The sequence below is a fragment of the Salinivibrio sp. HTSP genome, assembly GCF_003390965.1.
Lineage (GTDB): Bacteria > Pseudomonadota > Gammaproteobacteria > Enterobacterales > Vibrionaceae > Salinivibrio > Salinivibrio kushneri.
On sequence record NZ_PXUD01000076.1, the window covers coordinates 1 to 18,690 of the forward strand.

15 protein-coding genes are annotated in these 18,690 nt (G+C 50.9%); 10 read left to right on the plus strand and 5 right to left on the minus strand.

Annotation, left to right across the window (positions count from 1 at the left end):
• The 5 genes from C7A19_RS13090 to C7A19_RS13110 form a co-directional block, all read left to right on the plus strand.
• On the plus strand, window positions 1–1,753 hold a 1,753-nt coding region (locus tag C7A19_RS13090), incomplete at its 5' end, for a type I secretion system permease/ATPase (protein ID WP_155522566.1).
• Window positions 1,753–3,147: an HlyD family type I secretion periplasmic adaptor subunit gene (locus tag C7A19_RS13095; protein ID WP_116645085.1), complete on the plus strand. Its 1,395-nt coding sequence runs from the start codon at window positions 1,753–1,755 to the stop codon at window positions 3,145–3,147. The genes C7A19_RS13090 and C7A19_RS13095, both read left to right, overlap by 1 nt.
• A 25-nt stretch (window positions 3,148–3,172) precedes the next feature.
• Window positions 3,173–4,564 (plus strand): TolC family outer membrane protein, encoded by a 1,392-nt coding sequence (locus C7A19_RS13100; protein WP_235614310.1) that lies wholly within the window; start codon window positions 3,173–3,175, stop codon window positions 4,562–4,564.
• A complete protein-coding gene (locus C7A19_RS13105; protein WP_116645086.1) occupies window positions 4,561–5,163 on the plus strand; it encodes an OmpA family protein in 603 nt (200 codons plus the stop codon). Before C7A19_RS13100 ends, C7A19_RS13105 begins: the two co-directional genes overlap by 4 nt.
• A gap of 37 nt (window positions 5,164–5,200) precedes the next feature.
• Window positions 5,201–7,150, plus strand: coding sequence for an EAL domain-containing protein (locus C7A19_RS13110; protein ID WP_077600165.1), 1,950 nt, complete (start codon window positions 5,201–5,203; stop codon window positions 7,148–7,150).
• On the opposite strand, the gene rimI is transcribed toward C7A19_RS13110, so the two are convergent.
• Genes rimI through C7A19_RS13125 form a run of 3 tightly spaced genes read right to left on the minus strand, consistent with a single transcriptional unit; the run spans window position 7,147 to window position 8,411 of the window.
• Window positions 7,147–7,608, minus strand: a complete 462-nt coding sequence (gene rimI, locus C7A19_RS13115; RefSeq protein ID WP_077486515.1) for a ribosomal protein S18-alanine N-acetyltransferase — start codon at window positions 7,606–7,608, stop codon at window positions 7,147–7,149. The genes C7A19_RS13110 and rimI overlap by 4 nt on opposite strands.
• Window positions 7,601–7,993, minus strand: a complete 393-nt coding sequence (locus tag C7A19_RS13120) for a DNA polymerase III subunit psi (RefSeq protein ID WP_077486516.1) — start codon at window positions 7,991–7,993, stop codon at window positions 7,601–7,603. The genes rimI and C7A19_RS13120 overlap by 8 nt, the downstream gene beginning before the upstream one ends.
• Window positions 7,994–8,006: 13 nt before the next feature.
• Window positions 8,007–8,411, minus strand: a complete 405-nt coding sequence (locus C7A19_RS13125; protein ID WP_069362763.1) for a hypothetical protein — start codon at window positions 8,409–8,411, stop codon at window positions 8,007–8,009.
• A 334-nt stretch (window positions 8,412–8,745) separates the two neighbouring features.
• Here C7A19_RS13125 and C7A19_RS13130 point away from each other — a divergent pair, with 334 nt between their 5' ends.
• Window positions 8,746–10,854 carry a bifunctional diguanylate cyclase/phosphodiesterase gene (locus tag C7A19_RS13130; protein ID WP_116645087.1) on the plus strand — a complete coding sequence of 703 codons (2,109 nt, stop codon included), beginning with the start codon at window positions 8,746–8,748 and terminating at the stop codon, window positions 10,852–10,854.
• Window positions 10,855–10,941: 87 nt separating this feature from the next.
• Here C7A19_RS13130 and nlpI read toward each other — a convergent pair whose 3' ends face one another.
• Both nlpI and pnp read right to left on the minus strand, forming a co-directional pair.
• Window positions 10,942–11,820 carry a lipoprotein NlpI gene (nlpI, locus tag C7A19_RS13135; protein WP_116645088.1) on the minus strand — a complete coding sequence of 293 codons (879 nt, stop codon included), beginning with the start codon at window positions 11,818–11,820 and terminating at the stop codon, window positions 10,942–10,944.
• Between the two features lie 68 nt (window positions 11,821–11,888).
• On the minus strand, window positions 11,889–14,027 hold the full coding sequence (gene pnp, locus C7A19_RS13140) for a polyribonucleotide nucleotidyltransferase (protein WP_116645089.1): 2,139 nt from the start codon (window positions 14,025–14,027) through the stop codon (window positions 11,889–11,891).
• A 415-nt stretch (window positions 14,028–14,442) separates the two neighbouring features.
• Between pnp and prfC the strand changes: the two genes are divergently transcribed.
• The 4 genes from prfC to C7A19_RS13155 all read left to right on the plus strand — a co-directional run bounded on the left by prfC (window position 14,443) and on the right by C7A19_RS13155 (window position 18,583).
• Window positions 14,443–16,032 (plus strand): peptide chain release factor 3, encoded by a 1,590-nt coding sequence (prfC, locus tag C7A19_RS13145; RefSeq protein ID WP_077486520.1) that lies wholly within the window; start codon window positions 14,443–14,445, stop codon window positions 16,030–16,032.
• Window positions 16,033–16,176: 144 nt separating this feature from the next.
• On the plus strand, window positions 16,177–16,323 hold the full coding sequence (locus C7A19_RS15545; protein WP_155522567.1) for a hypothetical protein: 147 nt from the start codon (window positions 16,177–16,179) through the stop codon (window positions 16,321–16,323).
• Complete coding sequence (locus C7A19_RS13150) at window positions 16,316–17,086, plus strand: TatD family hydrolase (RefSeq protein WP_077486521.1); 771 nt, start codon at window positions 16,316–16,318, stop codon at window positions 17,084–17,086. Before C7A19_RS15545 ends, C7A19_RS13150 begins: the two co-directional genes overlap by 8 nt.
• A gap of 210 nt (window positions 17,087–17,296) precedes the next feature.
• Window positions 17,297–18,583, plus strand: coding sequence for a NupC/NupG family nucleoside CNT transporter (locus tag C7A19_RS13155; RefSeq protein ID WP_077486522.1), 1,287 nt, complete (start codon window positions 17,297–17,299; stop codon window positions 18,581–18,583).
• Window positions 18,584–18,690: the final 107 nt, after the last annotated feature.

An 18,690-nucleotide genomic window follows, 5' to 3' on the forward strand; every position in this document is an offset into this window, starting at 1 on the left:
TTGCTTTTTTATTAAGCGCCAGTACCGCGGTGATCAGTCGGTCGATCTACACCTGCACGACAATAAAATCCACTGGTTTTGGCAAACGGTCAAAGACGCTGCGCCTATTTATCGCGATGCGTTGCTCGCCTCGGTGTTGGTGAACCTCTTTGCTTTAGTGTCGCCGCTGTTCGTAATGAACGTCTATGACAAGATCGTTCCTAATTTGGCGTTTGAATCCTTGTGGGTGTTAGCTAGCGGCGCCACCTTGGCCTACTGCTTTGACTTTATCATGCGCAAGTTGCGCTCCTACATGATTGATATGGCCGGGAAGAAAGTCGATATTATTGTTTCGTCTCGACTGTTTGCACGGCTGATGGGTACGCCGCTGGCCAATCGTGGCGGCAGTGTGGGGGCCACGGCCAAACAGTTGGGGGAGTTCGACTCTGTGCGAGACATGCTCACCTCGGCGACTATCACCACCTTGGTTGATTTGCCGTTTGCGGTTTTCTTTATCACGATTATTTATCTAGTCGCGGGCGATCTGGCCATGGTGCCGGTCGTGGCTGGGTTACTGATCTTGGGCTACACCATCTCGGTCCAGCCTAAATTGCGCGCAGCGATTGAAGAGAGTAATAAATACGCGTCTGAGCGCCATGGCCATCTCATTGAGAGTTTATCGGCGTTAGAGGGCATCAAAGCTAATGGCGCCGAAGGCATCGTGCAGCGCAGTTGGCAGCAAATGACCGCGCACACGGCGAATTGGAACTTTAAAGTCAAACAAATCACCAATAACGTTTCTTACATTGCCACTTTCATCACCCAGATGATGGCGATCGCCGTGGTGATCTTGGGGGTGTATCGGGTGGCGGATGGCGATATATCAATGGGGGGGATCATCGCGGCAGTGATGCTTTCCAGCCGAGCGGTATCACCCATGGCGCAAATGGCGAGTTTGCTCAACCGTTGGAATCAAACTAGCACCTCGCTCCGGCAGCTGAATGCGATGATGGAGCAAGAGGATGAGTTTGCTGATAAAGGGCACCTTGTCAGTCGTAAACGCCTTAAAGGTGAACTCAGTGCCGACAACTTGGCCTTTAATTATCCAGAGACGGAAAAACCGGCGCTTTATCCATTAAATTTTCGCGTTCAGCCGGGTGAAGTGATCGCCATCTTAGGTAAAAATGGCTCGGGTAAAACCACGTTACTCAAACTGTTAGCCGGCCTTTTTCAGCCCAACCAAGGCAGTTTACGGTTTGATGGCGTCGATAGCCGTCAAATCCATCCTTCAGATTTGCGTCGCAACGTGGGCTATTTGGCACAAGATGTGACGCTGTTTCATGGCACTATTCGCGAAAACATCATGTTTGGGACGCGCCAAGTCACTGAGCACCAGCTGATGCGCGCCGTGCAGCTGTCAGGCGTGAGTTTGTTTACCGCGCAAGACCATGAAGGCCTAGATAAACAGGTGGGAGAGCGTGGCGAACGCCTTTCTCGCGGTCAGAGGCAAGCGGTGTCTTTAGCACGGGCGTTGCTTAATGAGCCACCTGTGCTGGTGATGGATGAACCGACGGCGAGTTTAGACGCACACGCTGAAAACCAATTTATTAAAGCGATGGAAGTCGCAGCCAAATCACGAACACTGGTGATGGTGACCCATAACATGTCACTGCTCAACCTCGCGCAGCGGGTGATTGTGATGGACAAAGGACGCATTGTGATGGATGGCCCGCGCGATAAGGTGTTGAGCAAGCTCAACAAGGGAAGTGTGTAATGGGCAAGTCGGTTAAGAAAACGAGTCAATCCACTGATCTCGACATGGTCGATGATGTTTATGGCGCAATGATGACAGACACGCCACTTAAATACCGAGCGGTCGTTTGGGTGGCCTTGCTCCTTATCGTCAGTTTTATTGTTTGGGCCGCCTTTGCTGAGCTTGATCGTGTCACCCGTGGTAATGGCAAAGTTATTCCTCCCTCTCATGTTCAACTTATCCAGAGCCTGGATGGCGGTATTTTACAGGCGATGTATGTCGATGAGGGTCAGCTGGTTGAAAAAGGCATGCCCTTGGCGCGTATTGATGATACGCGGTTTCGCTCCGATCTGGCTCAGCAAGAGCAAGAGATCGATAGCCTGCGCTCGTCGGTGACGCGGATGTACCATGAGCTTGACAGTGTCACACTGCAATCGGCGAGCAAACCTTGGCAGCAGCAAATCGATATTAGCATTCGTCCGATGACGTTCCCGGATACGTTGACAAGCAGAAAACCGAATTTGGTCGCGCGACAAAAATCGGAATACCGCAGCCGGCTAGAGAATCTCAGTAACCAATTAGAAATCCAAGCGCGTCAAATAGTACAAAAAAAACAAGCGCTGGAAGAGGTCGGTTCTAAGATAAAAACCTTGACCAACTCGATGTCAATTATGCAGCGTGAGATCAATATCACACGTCCTTTAGTGAAAAAGAAGATTGTCTCAGAAGTGGAACTTCTCAAACTGGAAAGACAGATCAATGATATGGACGGTGAGCTAACCAACTTGAAGCTTTCACGGCCAAAGATAAAAGCCTCATTGGATGAAGCGATATTGAAACGCCGCGAAGCTGCTCTGCAGTTTATTAGTGAGACACGCGCCAAACTCAGTGAAACGGAAGCGCGGCTATCTCGATTAAAAGAAGCGAAAGTGGGTGCTCAAGACAAGGTGAATAAAGCAGTCATCACCTCTCCGGTTAATGGCACAGTGAAAACAATACATATCAATACCCTCGGTGGCGTTGTTGACCCGGGCGAAGATGTGATTGAAATTGTGCCAACAGAAGATCAGCTGCTCGTCGAAGTGAAAATTTTGCCAAAGGATATTGCGTTCCTGCATCCGGGGTTACCCGCCGTTGTGAAGGTGACAGCCTATGACTTTACCCGTTATGGCGGCCTGGACGGCACCGTCGAGCATATCAGTGCCGATACCACACAGGATGAAGAAGGCAATAGCTTTTATTTAGTAAGGATTAGAACGGAATCATCACACTTAACCAGGGAGGATGGCACACCGATGCCGATTATCCCTGGCATGTTGACGTCGGTGGATATTATAACCGGCAAGCGGACAGTGCTGGAATACATACTTAATCCTATCTTACGAGCAAAAGAAAACGCATTACGTGAGCGCTGAGAAATAGACTAATAGGAGCAATAACGTGCTGAATTTCTCGCATGTGGTCAAAAAAAAGCGTGTTGCGACGCTTATCCTGGCAATGAGCTTAAGCTCGCCGGCAGCCATGTCGCAAACCTTAGAGCAAGCGGTGGCGCGCTCTTTGGAATCTCATCCGCAGATCCGTCAAGCGTTTGCAAGGTATAAAGCCAGAGAACAGGCTATCGAGCAAGCCGAAGCCGGCTATTATCCCACACTGGATGCAACGGCAGGCGTGGGCTGGGAGCGCACCGACACCCCTTCGACACGTCGTGACACGACCACCGACGATGAGGTTGACTTGACGCGCCGTGAGCTGGGCGTGTCGTTGCGTCAGGTACTTTTCGATGGTTTCCGTACGCAAAACGAGGTCTCTCGCACCGAGAATGAGGCGACGGCTGAACAGTGGGCACTGATCGCGACGGCTGAAGACAAGGCGTTAGAGGTGGCAAAAGTATACCTAGATGTGCTTGTCGCCGATGAGGTGGTCACACTGGCGGAGAAAAACTTGGAGAACCACCAAGAGATTTATGATGCCATCAAAGAAAGTAACGAAGGTGGGTTTGCCAAAGCCAGTGACTTATCACAGGTCACAGGGCGCTTAGCGCGTGCGAACGCTAATTTAATGTCTGCACGTAATAATTTAGCGGACGCGCGTAGTACGTTTACCAAAATGGTGGGGGCGACGCCGGAGAATCTTCACCTACCAAGGCCTGATGAGGCGATGCTACCATCATCATTGGATACATTGATGGCGCGAGCCCTAGAAAAACATCCAAGGTTGCGCTCTGCACAAGCGGATATTGCGGCGGCGAATGCGGCCCGTGATGGCTCGCGTGCGGCTTACTTACCTGAGTTCAACTTAGAAGTAGACGCCAACTGGAACGACAATGTCGGGGGGGAAGACGGTGCCGGCCCGCCAGATGTTGGCGGTGAGAATAACAATATCCAAGCGATGGTGCGCATGCGCTATAACTTATTTAATGGTGGCGCTGACCGAGCACGTGAACGACAAACGGCTTACCAGACTATCGAAGCGCGTGAAATTAATGAAATGGCGCATCGTGATGTGATTGAAGGCGCGAAACTGGCTTGGAATGCCCGCACCTATCTTGAGCAGCAACGCGATTTTATGCGTCAACATGTCGAGGCGGCGACCGATACGCGTGATGCCTATCGCGAAGAATTTCGCTTGAATGCCCGTACTTTGTTGGATGTGCTTGACTCGCAAAATGAGCTGTTTGAAACACGCCGCGAGTACCTGAGTAAAGAAGCGGACGAACGTTATGCGCAGTATCGTATTTTGAACGCAACAGGGGAGCTTTTAGCCTCCTTACGGGTCGATATGCCTGCAAGTTGGGATACAGAGTCTTTGACGGGCCAGGAGCGTGAACAATGAAACAGCTAGTCATCGTTTTAATCACTGGGCTATTGCTTGGTGGCTGTGCCCCACAAGCTGTTCAACCCATGGAAGACACTGTGACGCAAGGTCGTGATTTAACGGATAGCGATAAAGACGGTGTGATTGCCGCGCGAGATCAATGTGGTGATAGTGTTGAACAAGCCAAGGTGAACAATGAGGGGTGCCCAAGTGAGCGTATCGAACAAGAGGCGTTTGAACTCAACGTTCAGTTTGCCACTGCGTCTGCCCAGGTTCGTGAAGAGCAGTATGCGGATATTCGCCGCCTTGCGGACTTTATGCGCCGTTACCCCAAAGCCAGGGTGACGATAGAGGGTCATGCGAGTAAAGTGGGCAATGCAGAATACAACATGGCGCTGTCTCAGCGACGGGCGGAAGCCATTGCCAATGTGCTAGTGACACAGTTTTATATTGACAAAAATCGTGTGGATGCCCAAGGGTTTGGGGAAACCCAACCGCTGATTGATGACGAGAGTGACCGAGCGAAGGAACAGAATCGCCGTGTGATAGCGTCTGTGTCAGGCGAACATGGGGTAACGGAGAAACGATGGACGATATACTCGTCAGAAGAGCAATAGTTCAGCGCGATAACCTAGACATGAAAAGAGGCGTGGAATGACGCTCCATCAACGTGTGCTCTCGTTTGTCATAACCGCTGCCGTGGTCATCCTTTTGGTGACCACGGCAGTGGTCTTTCATTTTGGCGTACAACAGATAGACCGAGAGCAGCAGCAACACTCACGCTTATTAAGCCAGTCACTCGCAGAGGCGTTACCTGTGGTACTTGAACAGGGCGACACGCAAAGGCTCAATAAACTGGTTTCTCACTTTATCACCATGCCTCAGGTGGAGAGGATTGTTGTCAAGCCGATGCTCTCGGGAGATCGTCAAGTGTGGGAGTCCGACTCTCCGGTTCTGGATGCACCGGGGTGGTTTATACAACTGACGGGGCTCACAACCCGTACCCGATCTGTCTCGGTAACCAATGGCTGGACTCAGTTAGCACAATTGACCATCGCCATCGCGCCGCAGCGTCACATTGAAGCCCTATGGAGTCGACTTTTACAGCTCGTATTGGGGTTAATGGCAGTGAGTGTACTGATAAGCTTGGGGGCCTCGGTCATGTTCCTTCGCGTGACGGCTCCACTGGGTGAGCTACGAAAACGGTTGAAAGCATTAGGTCATGGTGATTTCCACCCTGCGCGAGCCAAGACGCGTGTCAATGATTTGGTGGCTTTACAAAGTGCGTTTAACCTTGCCGGTCAGCAAGTTGCCAAAGTGCAGCAATCACAACAAGACGAGTTGGCACGCTTGCGCGATAAATTGATGGTTGATCCTGTCTCAAGATTACCTAACCGAGGCTACTTCCAGCATCAGTTGCAAAGTTACATAAAAGACGGCGTGGGTTGTACGCTCGTGCTCATCGAAGTCTCTTGGTTATCGCGACTGCGCGCACGTTATGGTTACCAATATCGTGATCAGTGTTGGCGCTTGCTAGGAGAAGCGTTAACACAAGGGGAGCTGGCGCAAAGCCATCAATTAGTGGCGCGTCTAAGTCATAACGAGATCGCGATACTGCTGACAATTGATGAAGAGCACTTAGTGCGTCGCTACTTGAGGCAACTGTTGCGCGCGATAAACCAAGAGCTGGAGCATATTGCCTTGCCCGTCAACCAAGGGTTTCATCTTGGTTTAGCGAAAACATGTACAGATGATACGGCCAGCCTCATGGCCAAAGCGGATAATGCCTTACAACAGGCTAAGCGCCAAGGTGACGTCTATTTCTGGCCTTCTGACGAGCAAGCTGACAGTCGTACTCGAGAGCAATGGCGGCAGATATTACTGGATGCGCTGAATAAAAATCCGCTCGCGCTTTATGCCCAGCCGGTTCGCCATCGCGATAATCAACATAATTGGCACCAAGAAGTGTATGCCCACCTTTGGGTGGATGAGAGTTGGCTGGCTGCGGGTCAATTGTTGAACCGTATTTCAATGTACGCATTGGGTGAAGAGTTTGATAAGTATGTGCTGACCAGGATTGATGAATACGCAAAAGCTAACCCTATTACGGATAAGTTAGCGGTCAACCTGACGTTAGAAAGTGTTAAAAGCCAAGCCTTCCATGATTGGTTACAAAACTTTTTGTTAAAAACCTACTTGGCCAATAAGTTGACGTTTGAAGTGAGCGAAATGGCAGTGCACCAAGAGCCTCAGGCATGCCGAGCGTTGTTTGAGATTATTCGAGAGCAAGACTTTGAGGTCGGCGTCGATCACTTTGGGCGTGATATGGATAATGTCGATTATATTAAAAATATAGACCCAGACTACGTGAAGCTCGATATTGGCTTTGGCCAGCCCTCGAGCGATGTTGACGATGTGTTCATTCGCATGTTGGTGAATATTGCCGCGTCTCGAGAGATTAAGGTGATTGCTACGGGCATTGAGCAATCAGAGCAGCATCAGTATTTTCATCAGTTGGGCTGCCACGGGTACCAGGGATATATTCTCCCTCCCATTCGGCTTGATAGTGACCACGCGCACGGTGGTCACGAGCGTCGCGACTAAGGTAGTCGTTTTTCCATTATCCACGCATCTTCACGACAGCCGTCGGCACAGCGGTAATACTGTTGCCGGCGGTGAACTACTTGGAAACCATGCTTTTGATAAAGTGCTTTGGCAGGCATGTTACTCTCTCTTACCTCTAGCCAAATACTGTCCGCCCCAGCATGACGTAGTGTCGTTATCATCCCGTTTAAAAGTATCCATCCCCACCCTTGTCCCTGATAATCCGGATCGATAGCAATATTCAACAGCTCGGCTTCACCCGCGATACAGCGTGCATAAAAATAACCGATGATACATGAGGGAGCGGTGGTCAAGCGCAGTACGTAGTGATGGTCAAACTGATGAGACGAAACCGCCAGTTGTGAGGCTGACCATGGAAAGAGGTGGGCGCGCTGCTCAATGGCGGCGATCGCCGCAACATCGTCGTGATCAAGTGGGGTAATCTGATAATCACTCATACTGACAAATTTGACGCCAAAGATCGCGCTTAGCCGCAGGGTTATCGTGCATCTGCGCTAAAGGCTGTGAATACAAGCTTTTCACACCATCGACAATCACCTCAACAGAGCCAATATACCAACACCAGCTAAGGTGATGTTCGCCAAGGGCTGGCAACGCAGTATGGGGAAGTTGGCGAGCCTGTTCGGCATTTAATTTCATGCTTTTTAGGATGTTGCCAAATAGCCAAGCATCTTGCTCACTGAGAGTGTGATCACAAACCAGCAAGAGTTGGCAGTGGTCAGGCAATTGGATCACTTCTTGCTCACGGCCGTAGATTTCTGGGTGTCGCAATTGCCACACATCGAGATCCATGGCTTGCAAACGCTGGATATCCGTTAACATAGTTGGCTGACTCTCACGTTGACGTCGCGGCGGTGAGCTGTTTATACCACCAAATATCGTCCGGGTATAAGGGGGCAAACTCGGCCTGTTCGGCGGCGTCACTGGGGGCAATTTTTAACAGACTATAGCCCAGTTCAAACAAGGTAGACTCAGCCTCGTCTAACAGAGGCATCACCAAGTTTGCATCTGGGCTATGCCATAACGTAATTTCTTGGGTGTTATTGGCGGTTTGAGCGTCGGTGACGGCAATGTGCCCTAATATCTCTCCCATATCATCGGTCGCCAGGAGAGAAAGCGAGATCTGCCCCGTTTCGCGCAGCTGTTGGAGCTGATCGGCTTGCACGGGACGCATGAGCGTCTCTCGCCACCAACCGTCTAACCGAACCAGGTCGGCGGGCGCTTCTGTACGAATCATCATCACAGAGGTCGTGGTTATTAAATGGTGTAGCCAGAATAACGGATTCCCGATCCCGTGCAAGAGGTGACTGTCGTATGTGTTTGATGCTTACGCAGCTAAATGCATAAATAGTCAGCAAATTGTGTAATATGGCGACACAGTCTCTCCTGTTTACTGATTTTGAGTCCTTTATCTATTTTTACAGTAAAATATGCGGTATATAGTGAGAAAAGCTTGAACCCATGACGCGTGCCTCATAAAGTGCTACTGACAACAAAGTTAAAAGTGTCTAATATATGAGACGTTTGTCTTGCCAATGAGATGGTCGAGAGTGATTTCCAGATGTGAGCTTTTCATGCCAATATCGTCGTTAAATGATTGGTTCTACTGCTTAACCGATAATAGTCCGTTCCTTTTTGCCATTCTCGACAGCAATGATTGCTACCTTTACGCCAACCAACGCTATAGCGAGCTGTCTGGCTTGGCCTTGCCGTCGTTAAAGGGGTTATCCGATATCGATACCCTAGGCGAGGCGTTTTATCAGTCGGTCAAACCACATTATGACAAAGCCCGACGGGGTGAATGCGCCGAGGGAGAGGTGCTTCTTACTGATAACTACCATAGCACTAGCTTTCACTTCAGTGTTGCCCCCTTGCCGAATGTCGCTGATGAAAGTGGCAAGCCCTGCGTGATTTTTCATGCCGCAGATACCTCCGAACGCCAAGTATTAGCCAGTGCGCTCGAAGAGGCGGAGGAAAAATACCACCGTCTTAGTCAACTTATCGATGATGGCTGCTGCGTGGTTGAAGATGGCTGTATATTATCAGCGAACCCTGCAGCCGCTGGGTTATTGGGCGTCGGAAGTATCGATGCCTTGATGGGTGAGCCTTTATCAGACTATCTCGTGTCGACAGAGAAAGCATCTAGCACCATTGACAGCCTATCGCGTACGCCGCTTGGGCAAGGTGTGTCGGTAGTGAGTGCAAAAAACAGCGCGCCGCTGACGGTGAGCCAATCACCTATCCATCTTTTGGGCAAAAAAGCGCATATGCTGCGTCTACAACCTACAATGACTGACTCGTCGGTTAAGCGCTTAAAACCCACCGAAAAAGAGGATGCCAGCAAAATCGGTGAGCAACAATCCGCTTATACGGATGCCTTAACCGGTCTGTATAATCGCTATGGCTTCAGCCGAGAGTTGGATAGATTGATCAAAGCACAAACGCCGTTGGCCATGTTGTACCTTGATGTCGATAATTTTAAAAATATCAATGACTCTCTCGGACACCATGTTGGCGATCGTGTGCTTCAGGATATTGCTCAGCGTTTACGCGCCTTGCTCTCGGCGGATACCATTGTTGGCCACTTAGGCGGTGACGAATTTGCGGTGCTGCTGCCTAAGCCCGCAACGGACGACGCGCCTGATCAACTGGCCGACAAAGTCGTCGGTGCGATCAGCCAGCCTTTTGAGCTGCATTATTTTAGCAAGTATCTGGCGTGTTCAGTGGGAATGGTGCGTTATCCCGATGATGGTAAAGACGCGCGGCAGCTGCTGCAAAATGCCGATACCGCGATGTATGAGGCCAAAGAGCAAGGCCGAAACCGAGTGGTCGCCTATCATGACAGCATGAGTAAAGAAGCACGGATGCGGCTTTGGTTGGAAATCGAGCTACAAAAGGCCTTACAAAACAACGGCCTGGAAGTCTGGTATCAACCTAAGGTCAGTGCCAGTGATTATCGTATCAACGGTGCTGAAGCTTTGGTGCGTTGGAAACATCCGGTAGAGGGTTATATCAGTCCTGGGCGTTTTATTCCGGTCGCAGAGCGCTGTGGACTTATTGAAGCGCTTGGACGCCATGTGATGCGCGAGGTCTTTCAAAACGTGCGGCGCTGGCGTCAACAAGGCATGCTGCCGGGACGAGTGGCGATTAACTTATCGCCAGAGCAATTTAGCAGCCCCAAGCTGACCGAGCATATGGAAAAGCTGATTAAAGCCACGGGCGCGAACCCAGAAGATATTACTTTTGAGTTAACGGAAAGCGCGGTGATGAAAAACGATGAGCATGCCCTGAATATGCTCAATGCGATTAAGTCACTGGGCTTTGCCCTCTCGATTGATGACTTTGGCACCGGCTACTCATCCTTGTCTTACCTTGCTCGTTTTCCGCTTGATGAGCTTAAAATTGACCGCGCGTTTATTCACGATATGGATGCTTTGAGTAAACAGGTGACGCTGGTGGAAAGCATTATTCATCTCGGCCGAGCCATGGAAATGACCGTGGTGGCAGAGGGGGTCGAAACCCGTCAGCAGGCTTCAGTGCTCACTAACCTGCACTGTGACACCATTCAAGGTTATTATTTTCACTCGCCCATGCCCAAGCATGAGTTTGAAAAGCTATTGCTGAAAAGTAAGCCCAACAAGCAACCACCACAGGCACTGGCACCCAGTGCGCAGACAAGCTAACCGGATACCTGTTGGTATTACTCAGGATCAAAAATAGAGCAGTGGGCCTGCTCTATTTTTATTTTTGAGGTGCTCAGGAATGAAATACTAGGGCCGACGATAGGCGAGCCGATTGAGCTCAAGTAACGCATAGCGGTGTTCGACAAACTCATACACGTTGCCCGACATGGCAAGCTTATACAATGCCACGGCGCGATCCTTGTCGCCTTGGAATTGATAGCGTTTAGCAAGGTAAAAGTAGGCTTCACATAAGCGTTCTGCGAGCCGTTCATTGTCTTCACCTTGCGAGGCAAGTTGCTCTAGCAGCTCACGTTCGCTGAGCTCACCGAGGTACATATCGACAAGCTGCCAGCCCCAACCCGCGGTCTCCGCATTCGCTTTTCGCGTTGCTAGCGCTTGTTGCGCCTTGGTTTCCCCTTTCCAATCGCGCTCCACTAAATAAAGCCAAATGAGGCGATAAGGATCGTCGCTATCTTCTTGGTAGTGATGGAGTAAGTCTTGATGGGCCAGGCGATAGCGCCCCCCGTAATAAAGGGCAATGCCTCTGTTGCGCGCGGCATAGCTGTGGCTATTATCCAGCTCTAACGTCGAGTCAAAGGCCTCGTAGGCAGCATCATAGTGGCCATTTTGGGTAAAATAGACGCCGAGAATATTAAACACATCAGGTTGATCAGGCTTGAGTGACAGCGATTGATTAAAATCCAATCGCGCCAAGTCGCGCATCCCTAAGCTATCATGCATGAGTCCACGCTCATAATGCAGCTGGGCGCGTGCATCGTCACTCAAATCATCGCGGGCAAGCAGCTGGTCTATACGTGCCAGATGCACTTCCTGTTGCAGCGTGGGCTGTAAGGGGACGGCCATAGGAGGAAAGGTCCACTGGCTGGTACAGCCGGTCAATAATAACAGCGCCAGAATAGCCAGAGACTTATAAAATCCCGCCCGTGGCTGAGTAAAAATGGTCATGAAGGCGCATCTCCGTGTAAAAAAAAGGGGGCCTCAGCCCCCTTTATACCATGAATGACGATATGACTTTAAGCGTCAGTGCTTGGTGCTTCTTCTGCTGGCGCAGCATCAGCAGCGGGGGCTTTTTCTGCCGCCGCTTCTTTCATGCTCAAGCGGATACGACCTTGACGGTCAACTTCCAGCACTTTCACGTCCACTTCTTGGCCGATCTCGAGATAATCAGACACCTTCTCAACGCGTTGATCAGCGATTTGAGAAATGTGAACCAGACCATCTTTGCCGCCAATCACTGAGACGAAGGCACCGAAGTCAACGATACGCTGAACCTTACCGGTATAGATACGGCCCACTTCGACTTCTGCCGTGAGCGCTTCGATGCGTGAAATGGCATCTTTAGCAGCTTCACCGTCGGTGGCCGCAATTTTCACGGTACCATTGTCGTCGATTTCAATTGTGGTGCCCGTTTCTTCGGTCAGCTGACGGATCACCGCGCCACCTTTACCAATCACATCACGGATCTTATCTGGGTTGATGCTCATGGTATGGATACGCGGGGCGAACTCAGAGATGTCGTCGCGTGCTGAGCCGATGGCTTGGTCCATCACATCGAGGATGTGTAAACGTGCGCCTTTGGCTTGGTTCAATGCGATTTGCATGATCTCTTTAGTGATCCCTTCGATTTTGATGTCCATCTGCAAAGCAGTGACACCGTCATCCGTACCGGCCACTTTAAAGTCCATATCACCGAGATGATCTTCATCACCTAAGATGTCGGAAAGCACAACGAAATCGTCGCCTTCTTTCACCAGACCCATGGCGATACCGGCCACGGATTTTTTCACCGGTACACCAGCATCCATCAGCGCAAGCGATGTGCCGCAGACAGATGCCATTGAGGAAGAGCCGTTGGATTCGGTGATCTCAGAGACTACACGCAGTGTGTACGGGAAGTCGTCCTGGCTTGGCATCACAGCAGCAATACCGCGTTTGGCTAGGCGACCATGGCCGATTTCGCGGCGCTTTGGTGAGCCAACAAAACCGGTTTCACCCACACAATAAGGAGGGAAGTTGTAGTGCAGCATGAAGCCTTCTTGGCGCTCACCCATGATTGAGTCAATGGTTTGCGCGTCACGCTGAGTGCCCAATGTCGCCGTTACTAGCGCTTGCGTTTCACCACGGGTAAACAAGGCGCTGCCGTGTGTACGTGGTAATACGCCTGTACGCACGTCGAGGGCGCGAACCATGTCTTTCTCACGGCCATCAATACGTGGTTCACCGGCAATGATGCGGCTGCGTACGACTTTCTTTTCCAAGTCGCCGAGCATGCCTAGGATTTCACGCTCATCCAAGGTCTCGTCTTCGCCGAGTAGTGCAGCCACTACTTCCTGTTTCACCTGACCAATCTGCTCGTAACGGGCCATTTTTTCAGTGATTTGGTATGCCTGAGCCAATGGGCCTTGTGCCATTTCAGTCACACGGGTTTGTAGCGCCGCGTTCACTTCTGGCGCTTGCCAATCCCAAGTAGGCGTTCCCACTTCGGCGGCAAATTCTTTGATTGCGTTGATCGCGGTTTGCTGTTGCTCATGACCAAACATCACCGCTTGTAGCATTTGCTCTTCGCTTAGGCGATCCGCTTCAGACTCTACCATCAGCACCGCACCTTCAGTACCGGCGACCACAAGGTCAAGCTTGCTGTCGTCTAGCTCTGCTGGGCTTGGGTTAAGCACGAGTTCATCGTTGATGTAACCGACGCGCGCCGAGCCGATAGGGCCGTTGAATGGGATGCCTGAGATAGCGAGTGCTGCCGAGGTACCCAGCATGGCAACAATGTCAGGGCTCACCGCTGGGTTAACAGATACGACAGTTGCAATCACTTGGACTTCGTTTTTGAACGAGTCCGGGAATAGCGGACGGATAGGGCGGTCAATCAGACGTGCGGTCAGGGTTTCTGACTCAGAAGGGCGACCTTCGCGCTTGAAAAAACCACCTGGGATTTTACCTGCCGCGTAGGTACGCTCTTGGTAGTTAACCGTCAATGGGAAGAAGCTTTGGCCTTCAGCCGCTTCTTTTTTACCGACCACAGAAACGAATACCGAGGTATCGTCCATGCTAACCATGACAGCACCATTGGCTTGACGTGCCATCACGCCCGTTTCCAATGTCACTGTATGATTGCCGTACTGGAATGTTTTTACGATTGGATTCACAGATTATTTCCTTGTTGCTGAGGGATAAACCCGTTGGTTTATCTCACTAATTGTCGGCTTTCAGCTGCTCACCATCGCGACTAATGACAGCAGGCTGCGCGGGTGTTTGGCCTGCTTGGGCAGTGTGCTGTCAATAGTCGCGACCTTATGGTCGACGTTGTTGACTGTGTGACAGCTGAAAGTGGCGATAATTATACACGTGCTTGGCCGATAACGACACCACGAGGCGGTCAAATGGCAACATTTGTGATGGGTTTGGCAAGCAATATTGACCCTAACGGATGCAGATAACACGGCGAAGTCAGATTTGTGAATTGAAGCTGACTACAAGATCAGCGAAAATACGCCACCTTTGTGAATGACCCTCTCAGCTGGCGCCTGATTGCCGCCTGAAGCCAACAAGAAGATAACCTCTATGTCAAATACACTGCTGCAACAGGAAGTTGATAAACGCCGCACGTTTGCGATTATCTCGCACCCAGATGCGGGTAAAACCACCATCACCGAGAAGGTGCTGTTATTCGGACGTGCCATTCAAACGGCGGGAACCGTGAAAGGGCGTGGCTCTAACCAACATGCCAAGTCTGATTGGATGGACATGGAAAAAGAGCGTGGTATCTCGGTGACCACCTCGGTGATGCAATTTCCTTACAACGACTGCTTAGTGAACCTGCTCGACACACCAGGGCACGAGGATTTCTCGGAAGATACGTACCGGACACTGACCGCGGTCGATTCGTGCTTAATGGTGATTGATGCGGCGAAAGGTGTCGAGGATCGTACCCGTAAGCTGATGGAAGTCACCCGTTTACGTGATACTCCGATCATTACCTTTATGAACAAACTGGACCGTGATATTCGCGACCCAATGGAGCTGCTTGATGAAGTAGAAAGTGAGCTCAATATTGCCTGTGCGCCGGTATCGTGGCCGATTGGTTGCGGGAAAGGCTTCCAAGGTGTGTACCATATTCATCGTGACGAAAGCATTCTGTATCAATCAGGCCAAGGCCATACTATTCAGGATGCGCGTATCATTAAAGGCTTGAATAATCCTGAGTTGGATGAGGCGATTGGTGCAGACATTGCGCAAGATTTGCGTGACGAGTTGGAACTGGTGATGGGCGCGTCTCATGCGTTTGACCATGAACTGTTTTTAAGCGGTGAACTCACGCCTGTTTTCTTCGGTACCGCACTGGGTAACTTTGGTGTGGACCATATGTTGGATGGTCTGACCGAGTGGGCACCCAAGCCCATGGCTCGCCCAACCCATGATCGTGACGTCAAGGCTGACGAAGAGAAGTTCTCCGGCTTTGTATTTAAAATTCAAGCCAACATGGATCCACGCCACCGTGACCGGATTGCCTTTATGCGTATTGTCTCTGGGAAATACCAGCAAGGGATGAAACTGCGTCATGTGCGCCTCGGTAAACAAATCAATATTTCCGATGCGGTGACCTTTATGGCAGGAGATCGGTCACGGGCTGAAGATGCGTTTGCGGGTGATATTATTGGCTTGCACAACCATGGCACCATTCAAATTGGCGATACCTTTACTCAAGGAGAAGATCTGAAATTTGCGGGGATCCCGAATTTTGCCCCAGAGCTTTTCCGTCGGATCCGTCTCAAAGATCCATTGCGCCAAAAGCAGCTGCTTAAAGGTTTGATTCAGCTGTCTGAGGAAGGAGCCGTACAGGTGTTCCGTCCTTTGCAATCAAACGATTTAATTGTCGGTGCGGTCGGTGTCCTCCAGTTTGATATGGTAGTGGCACGCTTGAAAGCCGAATACAACGTGGATGCCTTGTATGAGCCGATTAATGTGGCCACCGCGCGTTGGGTAGAGTGTGGTGACGAGAAGAAGCTGGATGAATTTCAGCGTAAAAACCAAGCGAACTTGGCTTTGGATGGTGGCGACAACTTGACGTACATTGCGCCGACCATGGTGAATCTAAACCTCACGCAAGAGCGCTTCCCGGATATTGATCTCAGAGCGACCCGCGAACACTAAGCGGGGGAGAGGGTGGGATCGCCCGGTGTGATTACAAACGTGCACCGGATAGCGATGACGCTCTCCTCTTTCACGCCATGCTATACTGCCGTCTGTAACTAGACGGCTTTTTAATGGCATAAAGTTGACAAAGCAAGGATGCCGATGATGATAGCGAGGATTAAACGTTGGGTGGCACATTACGATGCCTGGTGTCAGCGAATGGGGCTTGGCGAGGATAACCGTCGCAGCTGTGTGCCTATCAAGCGTTCAGAAAAAACATCATCGACACCAACGTCTCAGCATGATTGATACGCATTGCCATTTTGATTTTTCTCCGTTTCGTGAGTCACCAGAGTCGTACTGGCAGGCGGCGCGCGAAAAGGGCGTGACGCGGATGGTGGTCCCTAGTGTTAGCGAGGATAACTGGTCGGCGGTGCTGTCACTGACTGAACGCCTGCATGGTGTATATGCAGGATTGGGACTACACCCATGTTTTCTCGATGCTCACACGGACACCAGCCTGGATAAACTGGAACGGGCATTGAGCGCGCGTCCTGGGCGCTGTGTTGCCGTCGGGGAAGCCGGGCTCGACTTTGTTGTCGCGAACCAAAATACCGCTCAGCAGCGCCAGCACGCGCTATTGGAGGGGCAGCTTTGGCTCGCACGTCACTATGATCTCCCCATCATTCTACACAGCCGCAAAGCGCATAACCCATTATTACGCGCGGTTAAAGCCTATCCAGGGATACGCGGGGTGTTACATGCGTTCAGTGGCAGTGAACAGCAGGGTAAACAGTTTATTGATGCGGGCCTGATGCTCGGGGTAGGCGGCACCGTCACCTATTCTCGCGCGCAAAAGACCCGCCGCGCCATTGCTCAGCTACCTTTGGATCACCTCGTCCTTGAAACCGATGCCCCCGACATGCCTTTGGCCGGATTTCAAGGAAAACCGAACACCCCCTCTCAGGTATTAAGGGTTGCTGATGTGGTTGCAGAGTTAAAAGGCTGTGATAAAGATCATCTCATGACCGAAACATCAGACAACGCTGAAAGATTGTTTGGCTTTGATTGAGCGGGAATGGGCAAAAGACAAACGTTTGCGGTTGCATAAGCTCACAAAACTAGATCAAAGTCATACTTATTGATGCATTACAAAATAGTTTTACAGCGAACTGTGATTGGAATATTACTTTAATGTGACTGCGATGCGTATAATCCCTCCCCGGAAGCCAAATTCCACTTTGTCGAGACGCCAACTTTTTACTTTGAGGATGCCAATATTATGAGCCTGCTGATGAGCGTGATTGGGATGGTTGTGCTGCTAGGGATAGCAGTTCTTCTTTCCGATAACCGCAAAGCCATTAACCTCCGTACCGTGGGTGGCGCATTTGCTATCCAACTCTTTTTCGGTGCTTTCGTACTCTATGTCGATGTCGGACGCGACATTCTGTACGGCGCATCACAATACGTTGCTAACGTCATCGCATACGGTGACGAAGGGATCAGCTTCATCTTCGGTGGGCTGGTTTCTGACAAAATGTTTGAACTGTTCGGCGGTGGCGGTTTCGTCTTCGCACTGAAAGTTCTTCCTGTCATTGTCTTCTTCTCCTCACTGATCAGCGTGCTTTACTACCTGGGTATTATGCAGGTTGTGATCAACGTGCTCGGTGGTGGTCTGCAAAAAGCACTGGGTACCTCACGTGCCGAGTCTATGTCAGCAACGGCTAACATCTTTGTTGGACAAACTGAAGCGCCCTTGGTGATCCGTCCATTCGTACCTCGTATGACGCAGTCAGAGCTGTTCGCGGTCATGTGTGGTGGTTTGGCCTCGGTTGCCGGTGGCGTACTGGCCGGTTATGCCTCTATGGGGGTTCCGCTTGAGTACTTGATTGCGGCATCATTCATGGCCGCACCAGGTGGTCTACTGTTTGCGAAAATTATCAAACCTGAAACCGACGAGCCGGTTGAGCAGATGGCTGACGCGACCGCTGAAGGTGCAGAGAAGCCAGCGAACGTGATTGATGCAGCCGCAGGCGGCGCTTCATCAGGTATGCAACTGGCGCTTAACGTTGGTGCGATGCTACTTGCGTTCATTGGTTTGATTGCCCTGATTAACGGCATGCTAGGCGGTATCGGCGGCTGGTTCGGTTACCCAGATATCACGCTGGAGCTGATCTTGGGTTACCTGTTCGCCCCGTTTGCATTCCTTATCGGTGTACCATGGGAAGAAGCAGTGGTCGCAGGCTCTTTCATCGGTCAGAAGATCGTGGTTAACGAATTCGTGGCTTACCTGAACTTCACGCAATACCTTGGTGACGGTGCGCAAGTTGTTGCAGCAACAGGCATGGAAATGACAGAGAAAACCAAAGCGATTATCTCGTTTGCTCTGTGTGGTTTTGCGAACTTGTCATCGGTGGCCATTTTGCTTGGCGGCCTCGGTGGTCTGGCGCCTAGCCGTCGTCCAGAGATTGCACGCTTTGGTGTCAAAGCGGTGATCGCTGGTACCTTGTCTAACTTGATGGCGGCGACCATTGCGGGCCTATTTGTCACCTTGACGCTGGCGGGCTAATCGTCTCATCGCGATAGCACACCGTGTTAAGCAAAACGCCACACAGACTGCCTGTGTGGCGTTTTTTTATTGGGCTTACGTTATGAGTATGCTTCAACCACCCGTCC